The following is a 21,457-nucleotide window of genomic DNA, read 5'->3' on the forward strand; positions in this document are numbered from 1 at the left end:
TCGGCTGGACCGTGAAAGCGGTGTAGGACAGCCGGACGCGGTGGCCTGCAGATACCCCTCAAATCAATCTTTTGGTGGCTGATGTTTCCACGACTGCGATTGACCTAATAGGATAGGCAATCGTGAATCCTGCTGATCTTGCTGTACTAGTCCGAAAAGTCACCGTCGAGGTTTTGACTGCCCACGATGCCGATGTCTCTATCGTGCCGGAAAACCCGACCGTCGAGCGTCCGCGTAACCCTGAGCACGGCGACTATGCAACCAATATCGCCATGCAGCTGGGCAAGCGCGTCGGCATGGTGCCGCGTGACTTGGCAACTGAAATTGCCACAGCGCTCGGCGCTTCTGAGGGCATCGATGAAGCAACCATCGCAGGCCCGGGCTTTATTAACATCCGCCTGGCCTCCGATGCCCAGGGCAAGATCGTCGAGGACGTCCTGGCAGCGGGGGAGAAGTGGGGTCATGCCGACTTCAACTCCAACCTCGACGTGAACCTGGAGTTCGTCTCCGCGAATCCGACCGGGCCGATCCACCTGGGCGGTACTCGCTGGGCAGCAGTCGGTGACGCTCTCGGTCGTGTCCTGTCTGCCACCGGTGCCAAGGTCACCCGCGAGTACTACTTCAATGACCACGGTCGCCAGATTGACCGCTTCTCCGACTCCTTGGTTGCAGCCGCTCGCAACGAGCCGACTCCGGAAGATGGCTACGGCGGAGAGTACATCCAGGACATCGCCGCTGCTGTGCTGGAGAAGAACCCGCAGGCACTCGAGGGCTCTGAGGAAGAGGTCCAGGAGCACTTCCGCGCCATCGGCGTGGACATGATGTTCGAGCACATCAAGAAGTCTCTGCACGAGTTCGGCACCGATTTCGACGTTTACTTCCACGAAAACTCGCTGTTCGAGTCCGGTCAGGTGGAAGCAGCTGTCAATTCCCTGAAGGAAAACGGCAAGCTCTACGAAGCTGACGGCGCGTGGTGGCTGAAGTCCACCGATTACGGTGACGACAAGGACCGCGTGGTCATCAAATCCGACGGCGACGCAGCCTACATCGCAGGTGACATCGCATACGTTAAGAACAAGTTCGACCGCGGCCACAACCTGTGCATCTACATGCTGGGTGCCGATCACCACGGCTACATCGCGCGTCTGCGCGCGGCCGCTGCAGCGCTCGGCTACAACGCCGATGGCGTCGAGGTGCTCATCGGTCAGATGGTCAACTTGCTTCGCGACGGCAAGGCTGTCCGGATGTCCAAGCGTGCGGGCACAGTGGTCACCTTGGACGACCTGGTTGAGGCAATCGGCGTCGATGCTGCTCGCTACTCGCTAATCCGTTCCTCCGTGGACTCCAGCCTGGATATCGACCTGGGGCTGTGGGCTTCGCAGTCCAGCGACAACCCGGTCTACTACGTCCAGTACGGTCACGCTCGTCTGTGCTCAATCGGTCGCCGTGCCGAAGAGGCCGGTGTGACCAGTGAAGGCGCTGACTTCTCCCTGCTGGTAGAGGACCGTGAAGGTGAGCTCATCCGCACTATCGGTGAGTTCCCGGCCATCATCAAGTCTGCTGCTGACCTGCGGGAACCACACCGCATTGCCCGTTACTCTGAGCAGCTCGCCGGTGTCTTCCACCGCTTCTACGACACCTGCCAGATTCTGCCAAAGGCAGACGAGGAGGTATCCGAGCTACACCGTGCTCGTCTCGGCCTGGCTGAGGCTACCCGCCAGACGCTGGCCAATGCTCTGCAGCTGCTCGGTGTTACCGCACCTGAGCGCATGTAGTCGAACGCGCCCGTAAAACTACACCCCGTTGCTCCGCCCGGGTAACGGAGAAAGAGAGCTGTTTCGTGCCTATCGACGGCAATGGTTTCGAACTGGGTGGCTACACCCGACCCGATTCCACCCAATTTAATGAACTACCAGCGCATGTCTGGCCAACTACCGCCCGTCGTCGGGGCGATGACGAAGAAAGCTCCGGCTCGGTGGAAATTGGCGGCGTGAGCCTGGTCGACATTGCCAAGGAATTTGGCACTCCGGTTTTTGTCGTCGATGAGCAGGACTTCCGCTCCCGCTGCCGCTCGATGGCCAAGGCCTTCCGCGGCGCGGAGAATGTCCACTACGCATCCAAGGCTTTCCTGTCGAAGACCATTGCCCGCTGGGTAATGGAGGAGGGGCTGCATCTCGATGTCGCCTCGGGCAACGAGATGGCTATCGCTCTGGCGGCGGGTTTCCCAGCCAAGGACATGACCTTCCACGGCAACAACAAGTCCACCGCTGAGCTGCGTGATGCTATCTCCGCTGGCGTGGGCAAGATTGTGCTTGACTCCCGTTCGGAGCTGCGTCGCCTGTCCCAGGTGGCGGCTGAAAGAGGCGTGGTGCAGGACGTGCTCGTTCGCGTGAAGCCCGGTGTGGAAGCGCACACCCACGAGTTCATTGCTACTGCGCATGAAGATCAGAAGTTCGGCTTTTCCCTCGCGTCTGGTTCTGCGCTGGAAGCTGCCAACCTCGTAGAAGAGGACGACAATCTGCGCCTGGTTGGTCTGCACTGCCACATCGGCTCCCAGATTGTCGATTCCGACGGTTTCATTCTCGCCGCCGAGCGCGTGTTCTCACTGGTGGAAAAGCTGGTCGAACGCCACGGCACTGAAATCTCGGAACACTTCAACACTCTCGACCTCGGTGGCGGTTTCGGGATCGCCTACACCGCAGGCGAGCAGCCCCTCGACGTTGCTCCGCTTGCCGACGAGATCCTCACTGCCGTAGACAAGCTTGCGCAGCGTATCGGCATTGCGACTCCGGCAGTGGCTGTTGAACCAGGTCGTGCCATCGTTGGCCCGTCCATGGTCACGGTGTACGAAGTGGGCACTTTGAAGGATGTGACCATCGATGATGGCATGACCCGTCGTTACGTATCGGTCGATGGCGGCATGAGCGACAATATTCGTCCGGCGCTTTACGGCTCGAACTATGATGGTCGCGTCGTTAATCGCGAGGTGTCCGGTTCCAGGATTCCCACCCGCGTCGTCGGAAAGCACTGTGAATCGGGAGACATTCTGATTAACGATGCGAACTACCCGAACGACATTGTCGAGGGTGATCTGTTCGCGCTCGCTGCTACTGGGGCATACTGTTACGCAATGGCCAGCCGCTACAACATGCTGACGCGACCACCAGTAGTGTCGGTATGCGATGGTCAAGTGACCCAAATATTAAGACGAGAAACCGTACAAGACTTACTAAGCCTGGAGTGTGAAACGCCACGATGACTGCCGCAACGAATAATCCTGGAAAGGGCGAGGGCCACAAAGTTGGTGTCGCTATTTTAGGTCTTGGCACAGTCGGTACTGAGGTTTACCGCCTGCTCAACGAGAAGGCTGAGGACTTCGAGCGCCGCATCGGCGGACCGGTCGAGGTCGTTGGTATTGCTGTGAGCGACAAGACCAAGCCGCGTCCTAATGTGGATCAGGATCTTCTTACCGACGATGCTTTTTCGCTGGTTCAGCGCGATGACGTTGACCTGGTAGTCGAGGTCATCGGCGGCATTGATTACCCACGTCGCGTTGTGCTGGAGGCACTGCGTGCCGGCAAGTCGGTCGTGACCGCCAACAAGGCACTCGTCGCCGCGCACGGCGAGGAGCTCTCTGAGGCTGCCGATTCCTCGGGTGTCGACCTGTTCTTTGAGGCAGCTGTGGCGGCAGCTATCCCGGTCGTCGGTCCGCTCCGTCGTTCGCTGGCCGGTGACACTGTCAATAAGGTCATGGGCATTGTCAACGGCACTACCAACTTCATCCTTGATGCGATGGACTCCACCGGTGCGGACTACGACGAGATGCTGGCAGAGGCCACCCGCCTGGGTTACGCCGAGGCCGATCCGACTGCAGACGTCGAGGGCCACGATGCCGCTTCCAAGGCAGCTATTCTGGCCAGCCTGGCATTTCACACCCGCGTGACTGCTGATGACGTTCACTGCGAGGGCATTACCGAGATCACCGCTGACGACATCGCAGCTGCCAAGAGCGCAGACTGCACCATTAAGCTGCTGGCTACCTGTGAGCGGGTTACGGACGAAAATGGCAAGGAGTCCATTTCCGCCCGCGTGTACCCAGCGCTGATTCCACGTCGTCACCCGCTGGCAACTGTGCGTGAGTCCTTCAACGCTGTCTTCATTGAGGCCGAGGCCGCTGGTCGCCTGATGTTCTACGGCAACGGCGCTGGTGGTAATCCGACCGCCTCCGCAGTGCTCGGTGACCTTGTTGCAGCTGCTCGCAACATTGTCCACGGTGGTCGCGCACCGGGAGATTCTACCTACGCTAACCTGCCGATTCTCGACTTCGGTGACGTTCGCACCCGCTACCACATCGACCTGCACGTCGACGATCGTGTCGGAGTGCTTGCCGATGTCGCTCGTACCTTCTCTGATCACAACATCTCCCTGCGCACCGTCCGTCAGGAAGAGGGCGCCAACGGCGCTCGCCTGGTCATCGTGACCCACAAGGCACTGGAGAAGGATTTGGAAGCAACGGTTGACGAATTGCGCGCCAACGACGCGGTTTTGGCCGTCAACAACGTCATTCGTATCGAAGGAATGGATATCTAAATGGCACAGGAGCTTTTCCCGGGTCAGAAGGTCACCGTCACGGTTGCAGGTTCGTCAGCGAACTTGGGCCCGGGCTTCGACACCCTGGGGTTGGCAGTTGCGCTCTACGACATCGTCGAGGTCGAGGTCATCGAGTCCGGTGTCGTCGTTGAAATTCACGGCGAGGGCGAAGTCGACCTGCCGCGCAACGAATCTAATCTGGTTTTGCGCGCGATTCGCGCGGGCCTTCGCGCCGCAGGTGTCGAGGCACCGGGGCTGAAGGTTATTTGCCACAACACCATTCCGCAGTCGCGCGGTCTAGGCTCTTCCGCAGCCGCCGCCGTTGCTGGTGTCGCTGCCGCTAACGGTCTGGCGGGCTTCCCGCTTACCGATGACCAGGTAATCCAAGAATCCTCGGTATTCGAAGGCCACCCGGATAACGCTGGCGCATCCGTTCTCGGCGGGGCAGTGGTCAGCTGGACTGACAAGCCTGTCGATGGTCGCACCGCACCTCAGTACCGAGCAGTGAGCATTCCGGTGCATGAGTCCATTCAGGCGACCGCACTCGTACCGGCATTCCACGCCTCCACGAATGCAGTCCGTCAGGTGCTGCCGAGCGATGTTTCGCATGTCGACGCTCGTTTCAATGTCTCCCGTACTGCGGTTATGACCGCAGCGCTGCAGTCCCACCCGGAACTGCTGTGGGAGGGAACGCGAGATCGCCTGCACCAGCCGTACCGCTCCGACGTGCTGCCGGTGACCGCAGAGTGGGTCAACCGCCTGCGCAACCGTGGCTACGCGGCATTCCTCTCGGGTGCTGGTCCGACCTGTATGGTTCTGGGAACTACTGCAGTAGATGAGAAGATCTTGGACGATGCCCGCGAGGCTGGCATCAAGGTCATGGAGCTGGGAATCGGTGAGCCGGTTAAGGTCGTGGTCGACGGCTAAGCCGCAGCTGCGGCCAGGTGCCGGGCCAGTGGCTTAGCCTGCTACCTACTTTTCGCCCGGCCCCTTCAGTTTCACGATGCTGTACTGACCTGCGCTCAAGTGCGAGCGCAGGTCTTTCTTGTCGAACTTGCCCACTGAGGTCTTATCGATTGAGTCCACGAAGGCCCAGTACTCCGGCAGCATCCACTTTGGCAGCTTTGGCCGCAGTTCATCGCGGAGCATTTCAGCGGTCTCCTTGCTCTGTTCAACTTCCGGCATCAGCACCGTAATGGCCAGTGGGCGCTCACCCCACTTTTTATCTGGCATGCCGATAATCGCGCACTCGAGTACCTGTGGGCTTTCCATTACGAAGTTTTCCAGCTGAGCGGAGTAGATCCACTCACCACCGGAACGAATGACATCGCGAGCACGGTCATGAATAGTCAGGTAGCCGTCGTGAGTAATCGAGCCGACATCGCCAGTGCGGAGCCACCCGTCCTCGGTGAACTGTTCGCTAGCCTCGTCGACCTCCGCACCGCGGAAGAAGTGCGCGGTGCCTCCATCTTGAGCCTCCGGAGAGCTGTAGTAGCCTCCGGTGACCGTGTTGCCGCGCACCTGCAGCTCACCCTGGTTGCGGTCATGCAGGTCGAGCACGCGGTCGTTGTCATCAACAATGCGGAACTGCATGATGTCCGGGAAACGTCCTTGGCTGACACGGTAGCGTTCGCGGGCCTCACCGGAGGCGCCGTACGGAGGTCGTGCCACGGTACCGATAGGCGAAGTCTCGGTCATGCCCCAGAAGTGGATGACATCGACACCGTAGCGCTCTTCCCATAGCCGAATCAATGCAGGTGGGACAGGAGAACCGCCCGAGAAAATCTCCTGCAGACTCATGCGCTTCGGAGGATTGCTGAGGTAGTGTGCCATGAGGTTAATCCACAGCGTCGGCACGCCCTGAGCTACGCGCGGCATTGAGGTTTCGATGATTTCTGCCAGACGCGGTGCGGACAGGTCCGCGCCGGGGAAGATTAGCGACGCCCCGCACATGAAGGAGGCCAGCGGCACGCCCCAGGACAGGACGTGATAAATGGGCACACAGCAAAGCCACGGGTTTCCATGCGAGATGGCAAAGGAGTCAGTGGTGCGCATATTCAGGCTGTGCAAGTACAGCGAACGGTGGCTGTAGACGACACCTTTAGGTGCGCCCTCGGTGCCCGTCGAATAGCACATGGCTGCACCGGAGTTTTCATCGAGCTCAGGCCAGTCGAAGCGGCTGGGGCGTCCGTCGATGAGCGATTCGTAGGAGTACCACGGGATACCATCCGGCAGTTGCTCAGCCACGTCAGACAGATCACCGATACCGATAATGATGACAGCGCGGACGCGCGGGCAGTGCGGAAGAACCTCGGCGAGCAGTTCGATCTCGGTCGGGTCCGCGATGATGACCTGGTCATCGGCGTGATTGATAATGTGCACAATCTGATCCGGCATGAGCTGCTTGTTCAGCGGCTGGAATACCGCGCCCATGGAGGCGACGCCGAGGAAGACCTCGAAGTGTTCGGCGCAGTTGTACATCAGGGTAGCGATGCGCTGATCCCCGTCGATGCCGAGCTCATCGCGAAGTGCATGTGCCAGCGCACTAGCGCGTGCGGCGATGGCGGCAAAAGTGGTGGTCTCGGGGCCGTCACTGTTCCAGGAGGTCACCGGAGTCCGACCGTGAATGGTGCGACCGTATTCCACAATCTGAGCGATATTGAGAGGAATATGAGGCATCGTACTGCGCATGAGCTCTACAGTACCGACTCACAGCCCCGCGACCTAGCGAAACGCAGGTGAGAACTAGTGTTGCTACCTGACTATTTGGTGACTATCCTTGGGCAATAGGTCGTTTTCAATACGCGGCTAGATACGTACTTCTTCATGTACTCCGCATGCCGTTGACCTTCGCAGTTGTTCACACAACGCGATGGCGCAACGTGACATTGAAAACACATAAATCAGTAGTGCGACTACATAGTCTTGCGGTGCTGTGGACCTAAAATTTCCTAACCATCTTCAGCCCGGACGCTCGGGTTTGAGATGCGGAAATAATGTAGGCAAGATGCCTCGGTTTAGTTTCAACGTCGAGGTCTTTTGCCTGGCTTTTTCGATAGTTTCCCGTCAGCTGCGGCTACTTTTCCGCACGTGGTAAAGGTTCGACGACGGAGCACACGCGGTGGCGGGCAGTAAGAGCGAAAAAGTGTCAATGACATAGCCCCCTGTAGAGAGTGACTGCAGGGAAGGTCGATGAAAGGACATCCGTGACCGATACGGACACCACTGCCACGGCAGGCGGCCCAGAGAATCTTGCGGCCCTCCGAATGGCAGAACTGCGTGAAATCGCTTCCAGCAAGGGCATTCGCGGCATCTCCGCCATGCGCAAGCATGAGCTGATTGAGGCCATTAAGAATGGTGCCCCGGCTGCTGGTTCCGCTCCAGCTCGGAAATCTCGCGCGAAGAAGGCTGCGGCTGGGGCTGCGGATACCGGCTCCAAGGCGAAGGATGCCAAGGAATCGCCGTCGGAAAGCGCGGATAAGGGTTCCAGTAAGAGCGCCGACAAGAGCGACAAGGGCAACGACAAGCGAGACGACGCCAACGCGGATGGTCGCGAGGAGATGTCCCGTTCTCAGCAGCGTCGAAATCGTCGTAACCGTGCTCGTCAGCGCGAGCAGGAGAATCAGGACGATCGCAGCAACGATAGCCGCGACGATTCCGATAACGGCAACGACCGCGGTGATCGCAACGACAATCGCAACGATCGTAATGATCGTAATGACCGCGGTGATCGCAACGACCGTAATAACCGCAACGATCGCAACAACCACGATCGAGACAACGACGATGAAGGCCGCGGCAACCGCAACAACCGCCGCGGTCGCAACAACAATCGCAATAACGACCGCAATAACCATGACGATGACGGTCGTGGCAACCGTAACCGCCGCAACCGTCGCAATCGCCGCGACCGTCGCGGACGCGATAACAACGGTGGGGGACACGGCGGTCAGGACGAGATCCGCGAGGATGACGTTCTCCAGCCGGTGGCTGGCATCGTCGATGTGCTAGATAACAAGACCGCATTCGTGCGCACGTCCGGATACCTGCCGGGCTCTAACGATGTGCTGGTGTCCGCGCAAATGGTTCGTAAATACGGTCTGCGCAAGGGCGACGCCGTCACTGGTCAGGTCCGCATGCCGCGTGAGAATGGCTCGGGCCAGGTCACTCATGGCAACGGCCGTAATCGCCGCAAGTACAACCCGCTGGTCAAGGTCGAAACTGTAAACGGCATCGATCCGGAGCAGGCAAAGCAGCGGCCGAACTTCGCTAAGCTCACCCCGCTGTACCCGAACCGTCGCCTGCGTCTGGAGACCGAGCAGAAGATCCTCACCACTCGCGTCATCGACCTGATTATGCCGATTGGTAAGGGTCAGCGTGCGCTCATCGTTTCGCCGCCGAAGGCCGGTAAGACCACGATCCTGCAGAACATCGCGAACGCTATCGCGACGAACAACCCCGAGTGCTACATGATGGTCGTGCTTGTCGACGAGCGCCCGGAGGAAGTCACCGACATGCAGCGCAGTGTCCGTGGCGAGGTCATTGCCTCCACTTTCGACCGCCCGCCGTCAGATCACACGGCAGTGGCCGAGTTGGCTATTGAGCGTGCAAAGCGTCTGGTGGAACAGGGGCAGGACGTCGTCGTACTGCTGGACTCCATTACCCGCCTTGGCCGTGCGTACAACAACTCTTCGCCGGCATCGGGACGAATCCTCTCCGGTGGTGTGGACTCCAACGCTCTGTACCCACCGAAGCGCTTCTTGGGTGCTGCCCGAAACATCGAGGAAGGCGGCAGCCTCACCATCATCGCCACCGCGATGGTGGAGACCGGCTCCGCAGGCGATACCGTCATCTTCGAGGAGTTCAAGGGCACCGGTAACGCCGAGCTGAAGCTCGACCGTAAAATCTCCGAGCGCCGCGTGTTCCCGGCAGTGGATGTCAACCCGTCGGGTACTCGTAAGGATGAGCTGCTGCTCAGCACGGAGGAGGCTCGCATTATGCACAAGCTGCGCCGCATCCTCTCCGCGCTAGAGTCGCAGGCTGCTATTGACCTGTTGATTAAGCAGCTGAAGAAGACCCGGAACAATAAGGAATTCCTGATGCAGGTGGCTTCTTCTGCACCAATGGCCGCCGACGTTGATGTGGACGACATGCTTTAGCTGGGGTTAGCCGCAAACCACAGCACCTACTAGCATTTCACCCATCACAATCTGAAGGAATATTCAATGGCTAATCAGGTTTCCGCAGTTGACGACATCCTCTCCGAATACCACGGCCTTGAGGCGCAGCTGGCAGACCCCGAGCTGCACAACGACCCGAAGGCTGCCCGTAAGGTCGGCAAGCGCTTCAATGAGTTGCAGCCGGTCATTCAGACTCACAAGAAGTTGACTGAGGTCCAGGATGACCTGGAGGCAGCTCGCGAGATGGCATACGAGGACTCCGAATTCGCAGCTGAGGCTGAGCGTCTCGCTGTCGAGGCAGAGGAGCTCGAGGAAAAGCTCGCCGACCTGCTGGCTCCGCGCGATCCGCACGACAGCGATGACATCGTTATGGAGCTCAAGTCCGGTGCCGGCGGTGAGGAGGCAGCGCTCTTCGCAGGTGAGCTCGCTCGTATGTACCAGCGCTATGCAGAAAAGCACGGCTTTACCACCGAGATTCTCGGGCTGTCCGAGTCTGATCTCGGCGGCGTGAAGGACATGACTATGTCCATCCGAGCTAAGACTCCGTCCCGTGACGGTGCGTGGAGCGTGTTCAAGTTTGAAGGTGGCGTTCACCGCGTGCAGCGCGTGCCGGTTACCGAATCTCAGGGCCGTATTCAGACGTCCGCCGCTGGTGTGCTGGTCTACCCGGAGCCCGACGAGGTCGAAGACATTCAGATTGATGAAAAGGATCTGCGTGTCGACGTCTACCGCTCCTCCGGTAAGGGCGGTCAGGGTGTTAACACCACTGACTCCGCCGTTCGCCTGACGCACCTGCCGACTGGTCTCGTTGTTACCTGTCAGAAGGAACGCTCGCAGATTCAGAACAAGGCCCGCGCTATGCAGGTCCTTGCTGCTCGACTGCAGCAGATGAAGGAAGAGGAGATTGCCGAGGCCGCCTCTGACCAGCGTAAGTCTCAGGTGCGCAACATGGATCGCTCCGAGCGCATCCGCACTTACAACTTCCCGGAGAACCGCGTTTCCGATCACCGCATCGGTTACAAGGCTCACAACCTGGACTCGGTGCTGGGCGGCGACATGGATGACCTGCTCAAGGCCCTCCACGACGCGGAGCGCGCTGAGCGTCTTGAAGCCGAGTAGCCCCACGCCCGCAGAAAATAGCTCGCCGACGTTACCGGATTCCGTCCGTACCCTCGGCGAGCTGTTTCGCTATGCGCGTCGCACGCTTGACGACGCGGCGCTGGCTTCTCCGGATGCCGACGCGCGGGCGCTAATTGCAGCTGCTATCAATGCGGGACCGGCAGACATCATCTTCCGCGGAGACGAACCGTACACCGATGAGGACGGTCGCAAGTATCTGGCCGAGGTACTGGCCCGCAGAGTGGCTCGTGAGCCACTGCAGCACATCCTCGGTACGGCGCCGATGATGAGCCTGGAACTACAGGTTGGGCCCGGTGTTTTTGTACCCCGGCCGGAGACGGAACTGCTTGCGCAGTGGGCAATCGATCGAGCCCGTGAACTGGTCGCAAGTGGCGTCGTCAAGCCGAAAATCGTTGACTTGTGTACCGGATCTGGTGCGCTTGCGTTGGCGATTGCCGATGCCGTACCCGAAGCGGACGTGGTGGCTGTGGAGCTCTCTGAGCGGGCACGGGCGTGGGCTGCGAAGAATATCGAGACGTACGGCGATGGGCGTGTGCGTCTGATTGCTGGCGATGTCACGGATATACAGCTGATTGATGCTGGCGGTGAACTCGCAGATTGGGTAGATGAGACCGACATTGTTGTGTCCAACCCTCCATATGTGCCCGAAGACACCGAGGTTGCGCCCGAAGTGAGAGCTGATCCGCACTCTGCGGTCTTCGGCGGCGACGATGGGCTAGATGTCATTCGACCTATGATGAACCTAGTGGATGCGCTGGTGCGGCCGGGTGGAGTCATCGGCATCGAGCACGATGACTCTTCAGGAGACGATGTCAGTTCACTGCTGAAGGACACCTGGGATTACGCTGATGTAGAGATCCGCCGTGACTTTGCAGGCCGTGATCGTTTTACGGTGGGACGCAAAAATTAATCTTAAAAGCAAACTTTGAAGCAGGAGCACAAATCTGATGAGCAGGATTATGGACTGCAGCACAGATGAAAACCGCGAACGCGCAATTGCAGCAGCAGTAGATGCAGTGAAGGCAGGACGGCTGGTCGTTATGCCTACCGATACCGTCTATGGCCTTGGCTGCGATGCCTTTGATAACCAGGCCGTTGCCTCCTTGCTGCGTGCCAAGCACCGCGGCCCGGATATGCCGGTACCGGTGCTCGTGGGTTCCTGGAACACGATTGAGGGGCTCGTCCGCGAATACTCGCCAGCTGCTCGCACGCTGGTGGAGGCTTTCTGGCCGGGCGGACTGTCGCTGGTTGTGAACCAGGCGCCGAGCTTGCCATGGAACCTTGGTGATACCGCGGGAACGGTCATGCTGCGCATGCCGCTGCACCCAATTGCTATCGAGATTCTGCGCCGCACCGGTCCGATGGCCGTGTCCAGTGCGAACATCTCCGGCCAGGCACCGGCCACCAATGCCGTGCGTGCCAAGCAGATGTTGGGTGGGGAAGCGGCTGTCTACGTCGACGGCGGCGAAGCCACGATTGGCACCCCATCGACGATTGTCGATATCTCGACTCCAGTGCCGCGGATTCTGCGCGAAGGCGCTGTGTCAGCAGCGGCGGTTGCCGAGGTTTTGAGTACTACGCCCGAGCGACTGCTGGGGCAGTAGTCTTGGCTACCTAAGGCTTTTCCTATTTAGTATCTGCAGCGATTGTGTGGGTGAGTAGTACCTAGTGGCGGACATGAGCTTATTGGCAGCCCAGTCGGGTGGGGCAGGTGTGCCCATCCGCGAGCTCGCCATGCTCGTTTTAGTTTCCGCTGCTGTCAGTTATTTGCTCACTGGAGTGGTGCGTTATGTGCTGGTCCGTTCGGGCTGGTTGGATGCGCCCCGCACGCGCGATGTCCACGATATTCCGAAGCCCAGACTCGGAGGCGTGGCGATGTACTCCGGCGTGGTCGCAGCTATCGCCCTTGCCTCGGTGATGCCGGCCCTCAACCGTGGTTTTCCACCTATGACTCCAGATATGAGGGCAGTCGTGGCGGCCGCGTCGCTCCTGCTAATCGTCGGTATTTGGGATGACCTCTTTGACTTAGATGCCCTCACCAAGCTGGTGGGGCAGGTCGCGGCGGCACTTTTGATGTCATTTATGGGCGTCAACTGGTATCTGCTCTATATCCCTTTTAGTGGCGGCGCCACGCTCATTCTCGATCCAATCATGTCCACAGTGTTGACTGTCCTATTTACTGTGGCATTGATTAACGCCTTCAATTTTGTTGACGGCATTGATGGTCTCGCAGCTGGACTCGGCATGATCGCCGCAGCTGCAATCCTTGTCTATTCGATGGTCATGCTTCACGACCAAGGCGGAACCGTCTCCGCCTATCCACCCGCGATGATCTCCGCGTGCCTCCTCGGCGCTTGCCTGGGCTTCTTGCCGCACAACTTCGAGCCCGCACGCATTTTCATGGGCGATTCCGGTGCCATGATGATCGGCTTGCTGCTCGCAGCGGCATCGGTGTCGGCGTCGGGACGCATCGCGCCCTCCATGTACGGCACCGCTGACGTCATCGCTCTAATCTCGCCGGTTGTGGTCGTCATCGCAGCAATTAGCGTGCCAATGCTCGACTTGCTGCTTGCTGTCGTTCGCCGCGTCAGCCAGGGCAAGTCACCTTTCTCACCCGACAAAATGCATATTCACCACCGCCTCTTGTCGATGGGGCACAGTCATCGCCGCGTGGTGCTAGTGCTTTACCTATGGGTGTCGGTCGTCGCGTACGCCGCCGTTGCCACCACCATTTTCCCCTTTGAATTCGTCGCTCTCACCTTCGGGGTCCTGCTTATCATCGCGGTTGTCTTCACCCTCCGTCGTCGCAATGCGCTTGCCGACGACCGTTCAAGGGGAGCGCGTCCCAGAAGTGGAAGTGGGGTCCGGCAGGTTATAAGACGTCGACGTGGACGCAGAAGGTACAATCTTCGACCGTGACTGAAAAAACAACTCCGGAGCCCGAGTCTAAATACGATGATTCGCGGCGACCGCTGCTGGCTGCTGCTCGCTCGGGCGCAATCGCGCTCGCTGTGATTACCGTGCTTTCGCTGCTGGTCTGGGGTGGCAAAAACGGTATGCCCGGTGTCTGGGGCGTACTCCTTGGAGCGGGCATTAGCGGAAGCTTCGTATTGCTTACCGTTCTAGGCATCCTCTTTACTGCTCGAACTTCGCCGTCCGTTACGCTTGCCGTTGTACTGGGTGGTTGGTTGTTGAAGATTGTCGTACTAATCGGTGTCCTGGTTGTTATTAGAAATCTTGAGTTTTATGACAACATGACTTTCTTCGTCACTGTTGTACTCACTCTGATGGTGACACTCGGTGCAGAAGTGTGGGGAATGTCGCAATCTAACCTCACTTATGTGCAACCAATGAAGGACGAATAGCTCGTTAATAACTTGTTGACCTGCTGAGAGGCTGCAAAGCGCTTCTAAAACCGCAGGTAATAAGCATATTGTCCAGTTTGTGCAGAAGATGCCACAAATAGAGGCCGAAACCCACAGAGGGGGTCGGCCTCTTTGTTGGATTCGGGGTCGGAAACGCGGGGGTGTACCGGGTGGGGAAAATGAGTCAGAACTGTTATCCTGAGTTTCGGGTAAGACGGCCTGTAGCGAAATAACTATCATTTCCACAGGTACGGTCCCCGTGAGCGCCGTGCTGATGAGCGAATGGAATCCGCGGCGCGACACGTTAAATGACGTCCTTCGCACCGCTTGACAATAGTTCTAGCGGCCCAATCACGGGAGAGAACGCTGAGCGTTACAACACTTGCCGAGATGCGGGGTGAGTTTCACTCACCCAACTTGCAGGAGGAGTATTTCCCGGGTGAACAATTTGGCGACTTCATTCTAGGTGGCAGTGGCGACTGGTACGCCATGGACCGCCTGATGATTGTTCGTCTTTTGATGGCCGTGATCGTCGCCGTGTTCTTCGTCGTCGCAATGCGTCGTCCGAAGCTCGTGCCGACTGGTCTGCAGAACGTTGCGGAGTTGATGCTGGACTTCGTCCGCATCCACATCGCGGAGGAGATTCTGGGTAAGAAGGAGGGGCGTCGTTTCCTTCCGGTTCTGGCCACCATCTTCTTCCTTGTTATCTCGATGAATATTGCGGCTATTATTCCTGGCCTCAATATTTCGCCGAACGCCCGAATCGGTATGCCACTGGTTCTGGCCCTGTTCGCATACGTTGCCTTCATTTACGCGGGCTCGAAGAAGATGGGCTTCTTCAAGTTTGTGAAGTCGGCAGTCGTTATTCCGAACTTGCCACCGGTACTCCACCTCATCGTGGTGCCGATCGAGATTTTCTCCAACTTCGTTCTCCGCCCAGTTACGCTGACCATCCGTCTGATGGCCAACATGCTGGCGGGCCACATGGTTCTAGTCCTGCTTTTCGGTGCCACGAACTTCTTCTTCTGGCAGCTGAATGGTTGGACCGCCCTGTCCGGGTTGACCCTTGTCGCTGCGGTAGCATTCACGCTGTTCGAGATGCTGGTGATTTTCCTGCAGGCATACATCTTTGCCCTGCTGAGCGCCGTCTACATCGAACTGTCGCTGCACGCAGACGAGCACTAACCCATAACTAATGAGGCCGCACATTCGGCAACAAGGCCTCGCAAACTTAATAGAAAGACCCACTTGACCCACAAAGCCCCGGGCCTACTTTCAATAATCTTAAATCCGGGGCCATCCTTTAAGAAAGGGAACGGTTCATAATGAACGACGTCATCCTCTCCGCTCAGGACGCTGTCCAGGCTGTCGACACCAACGCTGGCCTGAAGACCATCGGTTACGGTCTGTCCACCCTGGGCCCGGGCCTCGGCATCGGCATCGTCGCCGGCAAGACCGTTGAGGGCATGGCACGCCAGCCTGAGATGGCCGGCCAGCTGCGTACCACCATGTTCCTGGGCATTGCCTTCACTGAGGCTCTCGCCCTAATCGGCCTGGTCGCAGGCTTCGTTTTTGTTTAAGTCCGGACCTTCAAGCGGAGAACACGTAAACCATGACAGATTTCACCTTTTTGCTAGCTGCGGGTGACCTCCCGATGGGAGAGTCCATTAACCCGCTGCTGCCAAAGACCTATGACATCGTCTGGTCCGTTGTCCCGCTGGTAGTTATCCTGGTTCTCTTCTGGAAGCTCGTTCTTCCGAAGTTCCAGGAGGTCCTGACCGAGCGGGAGGACCGGATTGAGGGCGGCATTGAGCGCGCTGAGGCTGCACAGGCCGAGGCGAAGGCCGCTCTGGAAAAGTACAACAGTCAGCTCGCAGAGGCCCGTACTGAAGCAGCAAAGATTCGCGACGAAGCCCGTGCACAGGGTCAGCGCATCATTGCAGACGCTACGACTAAGGCCAATGACGAGAGCGCACGAATCATCGAGTCCGGTGAAAAGCAGCTCGCTGCCCAGCGTGAGCAGGTAGTCGCAGAGCTGCGCAAGGAAATGGGCCAGAACTCCATCAATCTCGCTGAGCGCCTTCTGGGCGAGCAGCTTTCCGACGACGTTCGTAACTCGTCGACGATTGACAACTTCTTGTCCAACCTTGACACCGTGGCCCCGGCCGGAAAGTAGGCGACATGCACGCAGCAAGCCGCGAATCCCTGGCAGCCCTTAGCCAGCGACTGGACGCCGCTATCGGTGGCGACAATGTCGCTGTTGCTCAGGCTGCTCAGACTGGTTCCGAGCTTTTCGACATCGTCGAGGTCCTGGACTCCGACCGCGGCCTGCGTGTCGCTGTCGCCGACACCTCGGCGACTGCGGAACAGCGTTCCGGCCTTGTCCGGAGCCTGTTCGCGGGCAAGGTATCTGAGACGACTCTTAACCTCGTCGTGGATGCTGCCGCGCAGGTATGGTCCACCCCGCGTGAAATGCGTGAGGGTTTGGTAGAGCTGGGCCGTCGAGCCCTCCTTCGCTCTGCCGAAGGCCAGGGACAGCTTGAGACCGTTGAGTCTGAGCTGTTCCAACTGGGACACATCCTGGCTGAGCAGTCGCAGCTTGAACAGCTGCTGGCCGACAAGGCCGCAACCCCCGAAGCCAAGCGTGGGCTCCTCGCCTCTGTGCTGTACGGCAAGGTCACTTCCGTGACCGAGACCCTGGCACTGCAGGCTGTTGGCCGCCCATCCAAGCGCCCCGCGGACGACATAGACTCCCTGTCCCGGCTAGCCGCCGGCCTGCGGAACCACGTCGTCGCTCGCGTGACCAGTGCCACGGCCGTCTCTGACGAGCAAGAGCGAGCACTGGCGGACAAGCTCGGCCGAGTCTACGGCAAGGCGATGTCCATCCACACCGTGATCGATAAGTCGATTCTCGGTGGACTGGTCATCCGGGTTGGCGACGAGGTCATCGACGGTAGCCTTTCAACAAAGCTTGAGAAGCTGCGCGTCGGCCTCGGCTGACGGATGGTTTAGACGATTAATCACTGGAAGAATATTACCGAGAGCAGGAAGAACATGGCGGAGCTGACGATCTCCTCCGACGAGATCCGTAGCGCGATTGCGAACTACACCTCGAGCTACTCCCCGGAGGCCTCCCGCGAGGAGGTTGGCGTTGTTATCAGTGCAGCTGATGGTATCGCCCAGGTTTCGGGAATGCCGTCGGTCATGACGAATGAGCTTCTGGAGTTCCCGGGCGGCGTTATTGGCGTCGCTCAGAACCTCGACACCGACAAGGTCGGCGTTGTGGTGCTGGGTAACTTCGAGTCGCTTAAAGAGGGTGACGAGGTAAAGCGGACGGGTGACGTCCTTTCGATTCCGGTCGGGGACAAGTTCCTCGGTCGCGTAATTAACCCCCTGGGCCAGCCGATTGACGGCCTGGGCGACATTGAGGCTGAAGAGGACCGCGTCCTCGAGCTGCAGGCACCGACCGTGCTGCAGCGTCAGCCGGTTGAAGAGCCGATGGCTACTGGTATTAAGGCCATCGACGCAATGACCCCAATTGGTCGTGGTCAGCGTCAGCTGATCATTGGTGACCGTAAGACCGGTAAGACCGCGGTCTGCCTGGACACCATTTTGAACCAGAAGGCTAACTGGGAGTCCGGTGACCCGAGCAAGCAGGTGCGATGCATCTACGTTGCTATCGGTCAGAAGGGCTCCACCATTGCTGGTGTGCGCCAGACCCTGGAGGAGCAGGGCGCACTCGAGTACACCACCATCGTTGCTGCCCCGGCGTCGGATGCCGCAGGCTTCAAGTGGCTTGCACCATTCGCAGGCGCCGCACTGGGTCAGCACTGGATGTACCAGGGCAAGCACGTCCTGGTCATTTACGATGATCTGACTAAGCAGGCAGAGGCATACCGTGCCATCTCGCTGCTGCTGCGTCGTCCGCCGGGACGCGAAGCTTACCCGGGTGACGTCTTCTACCTCCACTCCCGTCTGCTGGAGCGTGCTGCGAAGCTCTCCGACGACATGGGTGCAGGCTCGCTGACCGCACTGCCGATCATCGAGACCAAGGCAAACGACGTGTCGGCCTTCATTCCGACCAACGTCATTTCCATTACCGACGGCCAGGTCTTCCTCGAGTCCGACCTGTTCAACCAGGGTGTCCGCCCGGCTATTAACGTCGGTGTGTCGGTTTCCCGTGTTGGTGGTGCCGCACAGACCAAGGGCATGAAGAAGGTTTCCGGTAACCTGCGTCTGGACCTCGCGTCCTACCGCGACCTGGAAGCATTCGCAATGTTCGCATCCGACCTGGACGATGCCTCCAAGCGTCAGCTGGAGCGCGGTCAGCGTCTGGTTGAGCTGCTGAAGCAGAAGGAAAACCACCCGCAGCCGGTCGAGTACCAGATGACCTCCATCTACCTCGCTGGTGAGGGCGAATTCGACGATGTCCCGGTTGAGGACGTCCGTCGCTTCGAGGCCGAGCTGCTTGAGCACCTGCAGGACACTCAGCCTGCAGTCTTCGAGCAGATTGACGGCGGCGTCGCCTTCTCTGACGAGTCCAAGGCTGCTCTGAAGTCCGCTACCGCTAACTTCAAGAAGTCCTTCCAGACTTCTGAGGGTGCACCGCTGGCTTCCGAGGCTCCGGTCGAGGCACTCGACGAGGGCGAGCTCAAGAAGCAGCAGATTTCGGTCTCCCGCAAGACTGCCCAGAACTAGGCAGGTTGAGCTACTCAATGACCGTTTTCGCAATTGAAGGGAGGGAATAGGACATGGCAAATCTTCGTGAACTTCGAGCCCGAATCAAGTCGGTGAACTCGACCAAGAAGATCACCAAGGCCCAGGAGCTTATCGCAACCTCGCGCATTACCAAGGCGCAGCGTCGCGTGGCAGACTCCCAGCCGTACGCCGACGAAATCGAGAAGGTCATCGGACGTCTCGCATCGGCTTCGTCGTTGGATCACCCGATGCTCGTAGAGCGTGAGGGTAACCAGCGTGTTGCTGTCCTGGTTGTCACCAGTGACCGCGGCATGTGTGGCGGCTACAACCACAACGTCCTGAAGAAGGCTGCAGAACTGCGTACCGCTCTGGAAGAGCAGGGGCATGAGGTCGTTCTCTACGTGACTGGCCGTAAGGGCACCGACTACTACGACTTCCGTGGTGTCGAGCTCGCCGGTACGTGGGAGGGCTTCTCCCAGGATCCGGACTACGCCGCAACCCACGACGTGCGTCGTCACCTCATTGATGGTTTCAACGCTACGGCCGAGGGCACTGCCAAGTACCGCGAAGGCCTGCGTGGCACCAACGGCGAGGCCGTTCAGGGCTTCGACCAGGTCCACGTTGTCTACACGGAATTCGTGTCCATGCTTTCTCAGATTCCGCGTGCACACCAGATGCTCCCGATTGAGCCTGTGTACGAGGATGTCGAGATTGCTCAGGGCGAGGACATGCTGTCCGATGGATCAGATGACCTCAATCCGGACTATGAATTCGAGCCTGATGCAGACACCCTGTTGGCAGAGCTTCTGCCGCAGTACGTGTCCCGCACTCTGTTCGCAGTGATGCTCGAGGCCGCTGCCTCTGAGTCCGCTGCCCGTCGTAACGCTATGAAGTCCGCGACGGACAACGCTACCGAGCTGGTCAAGGACCTCTCGCGTGTTGCTAACCAGGCACGTCAGGCACAGATTACCCAGGAAATCACAGAAATCGTCGGTGGCGCCGGTGCGCTCGACGACAGCGGAGAAAGTGACTAGATATGAGCACAGCTCTAAGTGAGCAGAACACCACCACGGCTGTGGGCCGTGTTGTGCGTGTCATCGGTGCCGTCGTCGACGTGGAGTTCCCGCGTAACGAACTGCCGGCACTTTACAACGCGCTGACCGTGGAAGTTACCCTTCCTTCGGTCGCCAAGACCATTGTCCTCGAGACTGCACAGCACCTCGGTGACAACATGGTTCGTACCATTGCTATGGCTCCGACCGACGGCCTGGTCCGCGGTGCAGAGGTCAAGGACACCGGTAAGCCGATTTCGGTTCCGGTTGGTGACGTCGTCAAGGGTCACGTCTTTAACGCAATGGGCGACTGCCTGGATGAGCCGGGCTTGGGTCGCGATGGTGAGCAGTGGGGCATCCACCGTGAGCCGCCGGCCTTCGACCAGCTCGAGGGCAAGACCGAGATTCTGGAAACCGGTATTAAGGTCATCGACCTGCTGACCCCGTACGTTAAGGGCGGCAAGATTGGTCTGTTCGGTGGTGCCGGTGTCGGTAAGACCGTTCTGATCCAGGAGATGATTACTCGTATTGCACGCGAGTTCTCCGGTACTTCGGTCTTCGCCGGTGTTGGTGAGCGTACCCGTGAGGGCACCGACCTCTTCCTGGAAATGGAAGAGATGGGCGTTCTCCAGGACACCGCCCTCGTCTTCGGCCAGATGGACGAGCCTCCGGGAGTCCGTATGCGTGTCGCGCTGTCGGGTCTGACCATGGCAGAGTACTTCCGCGATGTTCAGCACCAGGACGTGTTGCTCTTCATTGACAACATCTTCCGTTTCACCCAGGCCGGTTCTGAGGTTTCGACCCTGCTGGGTCGTATGCCTTCCGCCGTGGGTTACCAGCCGACCCTGGCTGACGAGATGGGTGTTCTGCAGGAGCGCATTACGTCCACCAAGGGCCGTTCGATTACCTCTCTGCAGGCCGTCTACGTGCCTGCCGATGACTACACCGACCCGGCTCCGGCAACGACCTTCGCCCACCTCGATGCAACCACCGAGCTCGACCGCTCGATCGCATCGAAGGGTATTTACCCGGCAGTGAACCCGCTGACTTCGACTTCTCGTATCCTCGAGCCGTCGATCGTCGGTGAGGAGCACTACCGAGTTGCTCAGCAGGTTATTAACATCCTGCAGAAGAACAAGGAACTCCAGGACATCATCGCCATCCTCGGTATGGACGAGCTGTCTGAGGAGGACAAGGTGACCGTGCAGCGTGCACGTCGTATCCAGCGATTCTTGGGTCAGAACTTCTTCGTTGCTGAGAAGTTCACGGGTCTGCCTGGTTCGTACGTCCCGCTGAAGGACACCATTGTTGCCTTCGACCGCATCTGCAAGGGCGACTTCGACAACTACCCGGAGATGGCCTTCGACGGCCTGGGTGGCCTCGACGATGTCGAGAAGAAGTACGCTGAAATGCAGAAGAAGTAAGGGGCATC

18 protein-coding genes are annotated in these 21,457 nt (G+C 59.0%); 17 read left to right on the forward strand and 1 reads right to left on the reverse strand.

What is annotated here, in order from left to right:
- Positions 1 to 122: 122 nt before the first annotated feature.
- The 4 genes from argS (at position 123) to thrB (ending at position 5,517) form a co-directional block, all read left to right on the forward strand.
- The gene (argS, locus tag CRD20_RS09265; RefSeq protein WP_049172039.1) at positions 123 to 1,775 is read left to right on the forward strand and encodes an arginine--tRNA ligase; all 1,653 of its coding nucleotides are present in this window, start codon (positions 123 to 125) and stop codon (positions 1,773 to 1,775) included.
- Between the two features lie 65 nt (positions 1,776 to 1,840).
- Positions 1,841 to 3,259: a diaminopimelate decarboxylase gene (gene lysA, locus CRD20_RS09270; RefSeq protein WP_070603728.1), complete on the forward strand. Its 1,419-nt coding sequence runs from the start codon at positions 1,841 to 1,843 to the stop codon at positions 3,257 to 3,259.
- Positions 3,256 to 4,590, forward strand: a complete 1,335-nt coding sequence (locus tag CRD20_RS09275) for a homoserine dehydrogenase (protein ID WP_016422448.1) — start codon at positions 3,256 to 3,258, stop codon at positions 4,588 to 4,590. Before lysA ends, CRD20_RS09275 begins: the two co-directional genes overlap by 4 nt.
- Positions 4,591 to 5,517 carry a homoserine kinase gene (thrB, locus tag CRD20_RS09280; RefSeq protein ID WP_049190091.1) on the forward strand — a complete coding sequence of 309 codons (927 nt, stop codon included), beginning with the start codon at positions 4,591 to 4,593 and terminating at the stop codon, positions 5,515 to 5,517.
- A gap of 45 nt (positions 5,518 to 5,562) precedes the next feature.
- On the opposite strand, the gene CRD20_RS09285 is transcribed toward thrB, so the two are convergent.
- Positions 5,563 to 7,281 carry a long-chain fatty-acid--CoA ligase gene (locus tag CRD20_RS09285; protein WP_049172045.1) on the reverse strand — a complete coding sequence of 573 codons (1,719 nt, stop codon included), beginning with the start codon at positions 7,279 to 7,281 and terminating at the stop codon, positions 5,563 to 5,565.
- Between the two features lie 515 nt (positions 7,282 to 7,796).
- Between CRD20_RS09285 and rho the strand changes: the two genes are divergently transcribed.
- From rho to atpD, 13 genes are all read left to right on the forward strand, one after another.
- Positions 7,797 to 9,749, forward strand: coding sequence for a transcription termination factor Rho (gene rho / locus CRD20_RS09290; protein WP_049172046.1), 1,953 nt, complete (start codon positions 7,797 to 7,799; stop codon positions 9,747 to 9,749).
- A 66-nt stretch (positions 9,750 to 9,815) separates the two neighbouring features.
- Positions 9,816 to 10,889 (forward strand): peptide chain release factor 1, encoded by a 1,074-nt coding sequence (prfA, locus tag CRD20_RS09295; RefSeq protein WP_016422451.1) that lies wholly within the window; start codon positions 9,816 to 9,818, stop codon positions 10,887 to 10,889.
- Complete coding sequence (gene prmC, locus CRD20_RS09300; protein ID WP_150963224.1) at positions 10,876 to 11,820, forward strand: peptide chain release factor N(5)-glutamine methyltransferase; 945 nt, start codon at positions 10,876 to 10,878, stop codon at positions 11,818 to 11,820. The genes prfA and prmC overlap by 14 nt, the downstream gene beginning before the upstream one ends.
- A 37-nt stretch (positions 11,821 to 11,857) precedes the next feature.
- Entirely contained in the window at positions 11,858 to 12,514 is a 657-nt protein-coding gene (locus tag CRD20_RS09305; protein WP_005509411.1) for an L-threonylcarbamoyladenylate synthase, read from the forward strand.
- 82 nt (positions 12,515 to 12,596) lie between these two features.
- On the forward strand, positions 12,597 to 13,829 hold the full coding sequence (locus CRD20_RS09310; RefSeq protein WP_255468828.1) for a glycosyltransferase family 4 protein: 1,233 nt from the start codon (positions 12,597 to 12,599) through the stop codon (positions 13,827 to 13,829).
- The gene (locus CRD20_RS09315; protein ID WP_005509564.1) at positions 13,826 to 14,275 is read left to right on the forward strand and encodes a hypothetical protein; all 450 of its coding nucleotides are present in this window, start codon (positions 13,826 to 13,828) and stop codon (positions 14,273 to 14,275) included. Before CRD20_RS09310 ends, CRD20_RS09315 begins: the two co-directional genes overlap by 4 nt.
- 390 nt (positions 14,276 to 14,665) lie before the next feature.
- Entirely contained in the window at positions 14,666 to 15,460 is a 795-nt protein-coding gene (atpB, locus tag CRD20_RS09320; RefSeq protein ID WP_016422455.1) for a F0F1 ATP synthase subunit A, read from the forward strand.
- A 140-nt stretch (positions 15,461 to 15,600) separates the two neighbouring features.
- The gene (locus tag CRD20_RS09325; protein ID WP_005509463.1) at positions 15,601 to 15,855 is read left to right on the forward strand and encodes an ATP synthase F0 subunit C; all 255 of its coding nucleotides are present in this window, start codon (positions 15,601 to 15,603) and stop codon (positions 15,853 to 15,855) included.
- 32 nt (positions 15,856 to 15,887) lie between these two features.
- Positions 15,888 to 16,451: a F0F1 ATP synthase subunit B gene (locus CRD20_RS09330; protein WP_005509352.1), complete on the forward strand. Its 564-nt coding sequence runs from the start codon at positions 15,888 to 15,890 to the stop codon at positions 16,449 to 16,451.
- Positions 16,452 to 16,456: 5 nt separating this feature from the next.
- Complete coding sequence (locus CRD20_RS09335) at positions 16,457 to 17,275, forward strand: F0F1 ATP synthase subunit delta (RefSeq protein WP_048735245.1); 819 nt, start codon at positions 16,457 to 16,459, stop codon at positions 17,273 to 17,275.
- Between the two features lie 54 nt (positions 17,276 to 17,329).
- On the forward strand, positions 17,330 to 18,973 hold the full coding sequence (atpA, locus tag CRD20_RS09340) for a F0F1 ATP synthase subunit alpha (RefSeq protein ID WP_070595725.1): 1,644 nt from the start codon (positions 17,330 to 17,332) through the stop codon (positions 18,971 to 18,973).
- A gap of 53 nt (positions 18,974 to 19,026) precedes the next feature.
- On the forward strand, positions 19,027 to 20,007 hold the full coding sequence (locus CRD20_RS09345; protein ID WP_048735250.1) for a F0F1 ATP synthase subunit gamma: 981 nt from the start codon (positions 19,027 to 19,029) through the stop codon (positions 20,005 to 20,007).
- Between the two features lie 2 nt (positions 20,008 to 20,009).
- Positions 20,010 to 21,449: a F0F1 ATP synthase subunit beta gene (gene atpD, locus CRD20_RS09350; protein WP_005509621.1), complete on the forward strand. Its 1,440-nt coding sequence runs from the start codon at positions 20,010 to 20,012 to the stop codon at positions 21,447 to 21,449.
- The last annotated feature ends 8 nt before the right edge of the window (positions 21,450 to 21,457 follow it).

This window comes from Corynebacterium sp. LK33 (assembly GCF_014334955.1).
GTDB lineage: Bacteria > Actinomycetota > Actinomycetes > Mycobacteriales > Mycobacteriaceae > Corynebacterium > Corynebacterium jeikeium_D.

What these genes read in the sequence shown, in the direction of transcription:
- CRD20_RS09275 (WP_016422448.1), top strand. Translation starts at nt 3,256, where the DNA reads ATGACTGCCGCAACGAATAATCCTGGAAAGGGCGAGGGCCACAAAGTT.
- thrB (WP_049190091.1), top strand. Translation starts at nt 4,591, where the DNA reads ATGGCACAGGAGCTTTTCCCGGGTCAGAAGGTCACCGTCACGGTTGCA.
- CRD20_RS09285 (WP_049172045.1), bottom strand. Translation starts at nt 7,281, where the DNA reads ATGCGCAGTACGATGCCTCATATTCCTCTCAATATCGCTCAGATTGTG.
- prfA (WP_016422451.1), top strand. Translation starts at nt 9,816, where the DNA reads ATGGCTAATCAGGTTTCCGCAGTTGACGACATCCTCTCCGAATACCAC.
- CRD20_RS09305 (WP_005509411.1), top strand. Translation starts at nt 11,858, where the DNA reads ATGAGCAGGATTATGGACTGCAGCACAGATGAAAACCGCGAACGCGCA.
- atpB (WP_016422455.1), top strand. Translation starts at nt 14,666, where the DNA reads ATGCGGGGTGAGTTTCACTCACCCAACTTGCAGGAGGAGTATTTCCCG.
- CRD20_RS09325 (WP_005509463.1), top strand. Translation starts at nt 15,601, where the DNA reads ATGAACGACGTCATCCTCTCCGCTCAGGACGCTGTCCAGGCTGTCGAC.
- CRD20_RS09330 (WP_005509352.1), top strand. Translation starts at nt 15,888, where the DNA reads ATGACAGATTTCACCTTTTTGCTAGCTGCGGGTGACCTCCCGATGGGA.
- CRD20_RS09335 (WP_048735245.1), top strand. Translation starts at nt 16,457, where the DNA reads ATGCACGCAGCAAGCCGCGAATCCCTGGCAGCCCTTAGCCAGCGACTG.
- atpA (WP_070595725.1), top strand. Translation starts at nt 17,330, where the DNA reads ATGGCGGAGCTGACGATCTCCTCCGACGAGATCCGTAGCGCGATTGCG.
- CRD20_RS09345 (WP_048735250.1), top strand. Translation starts at nt 19,027, where the DNA reads ATGGCAAATCTTCGTGAACTTCGAGCCCGAATCAAGTCGGTGAACTCG.
- atpD (WP_005509621.1), top strand. Translation starts at nt 20,010, where the DNA reads ATGAGCACAGCTCTAAGTGAGCAGAACACCACCACGGCTGTGGGCCGT.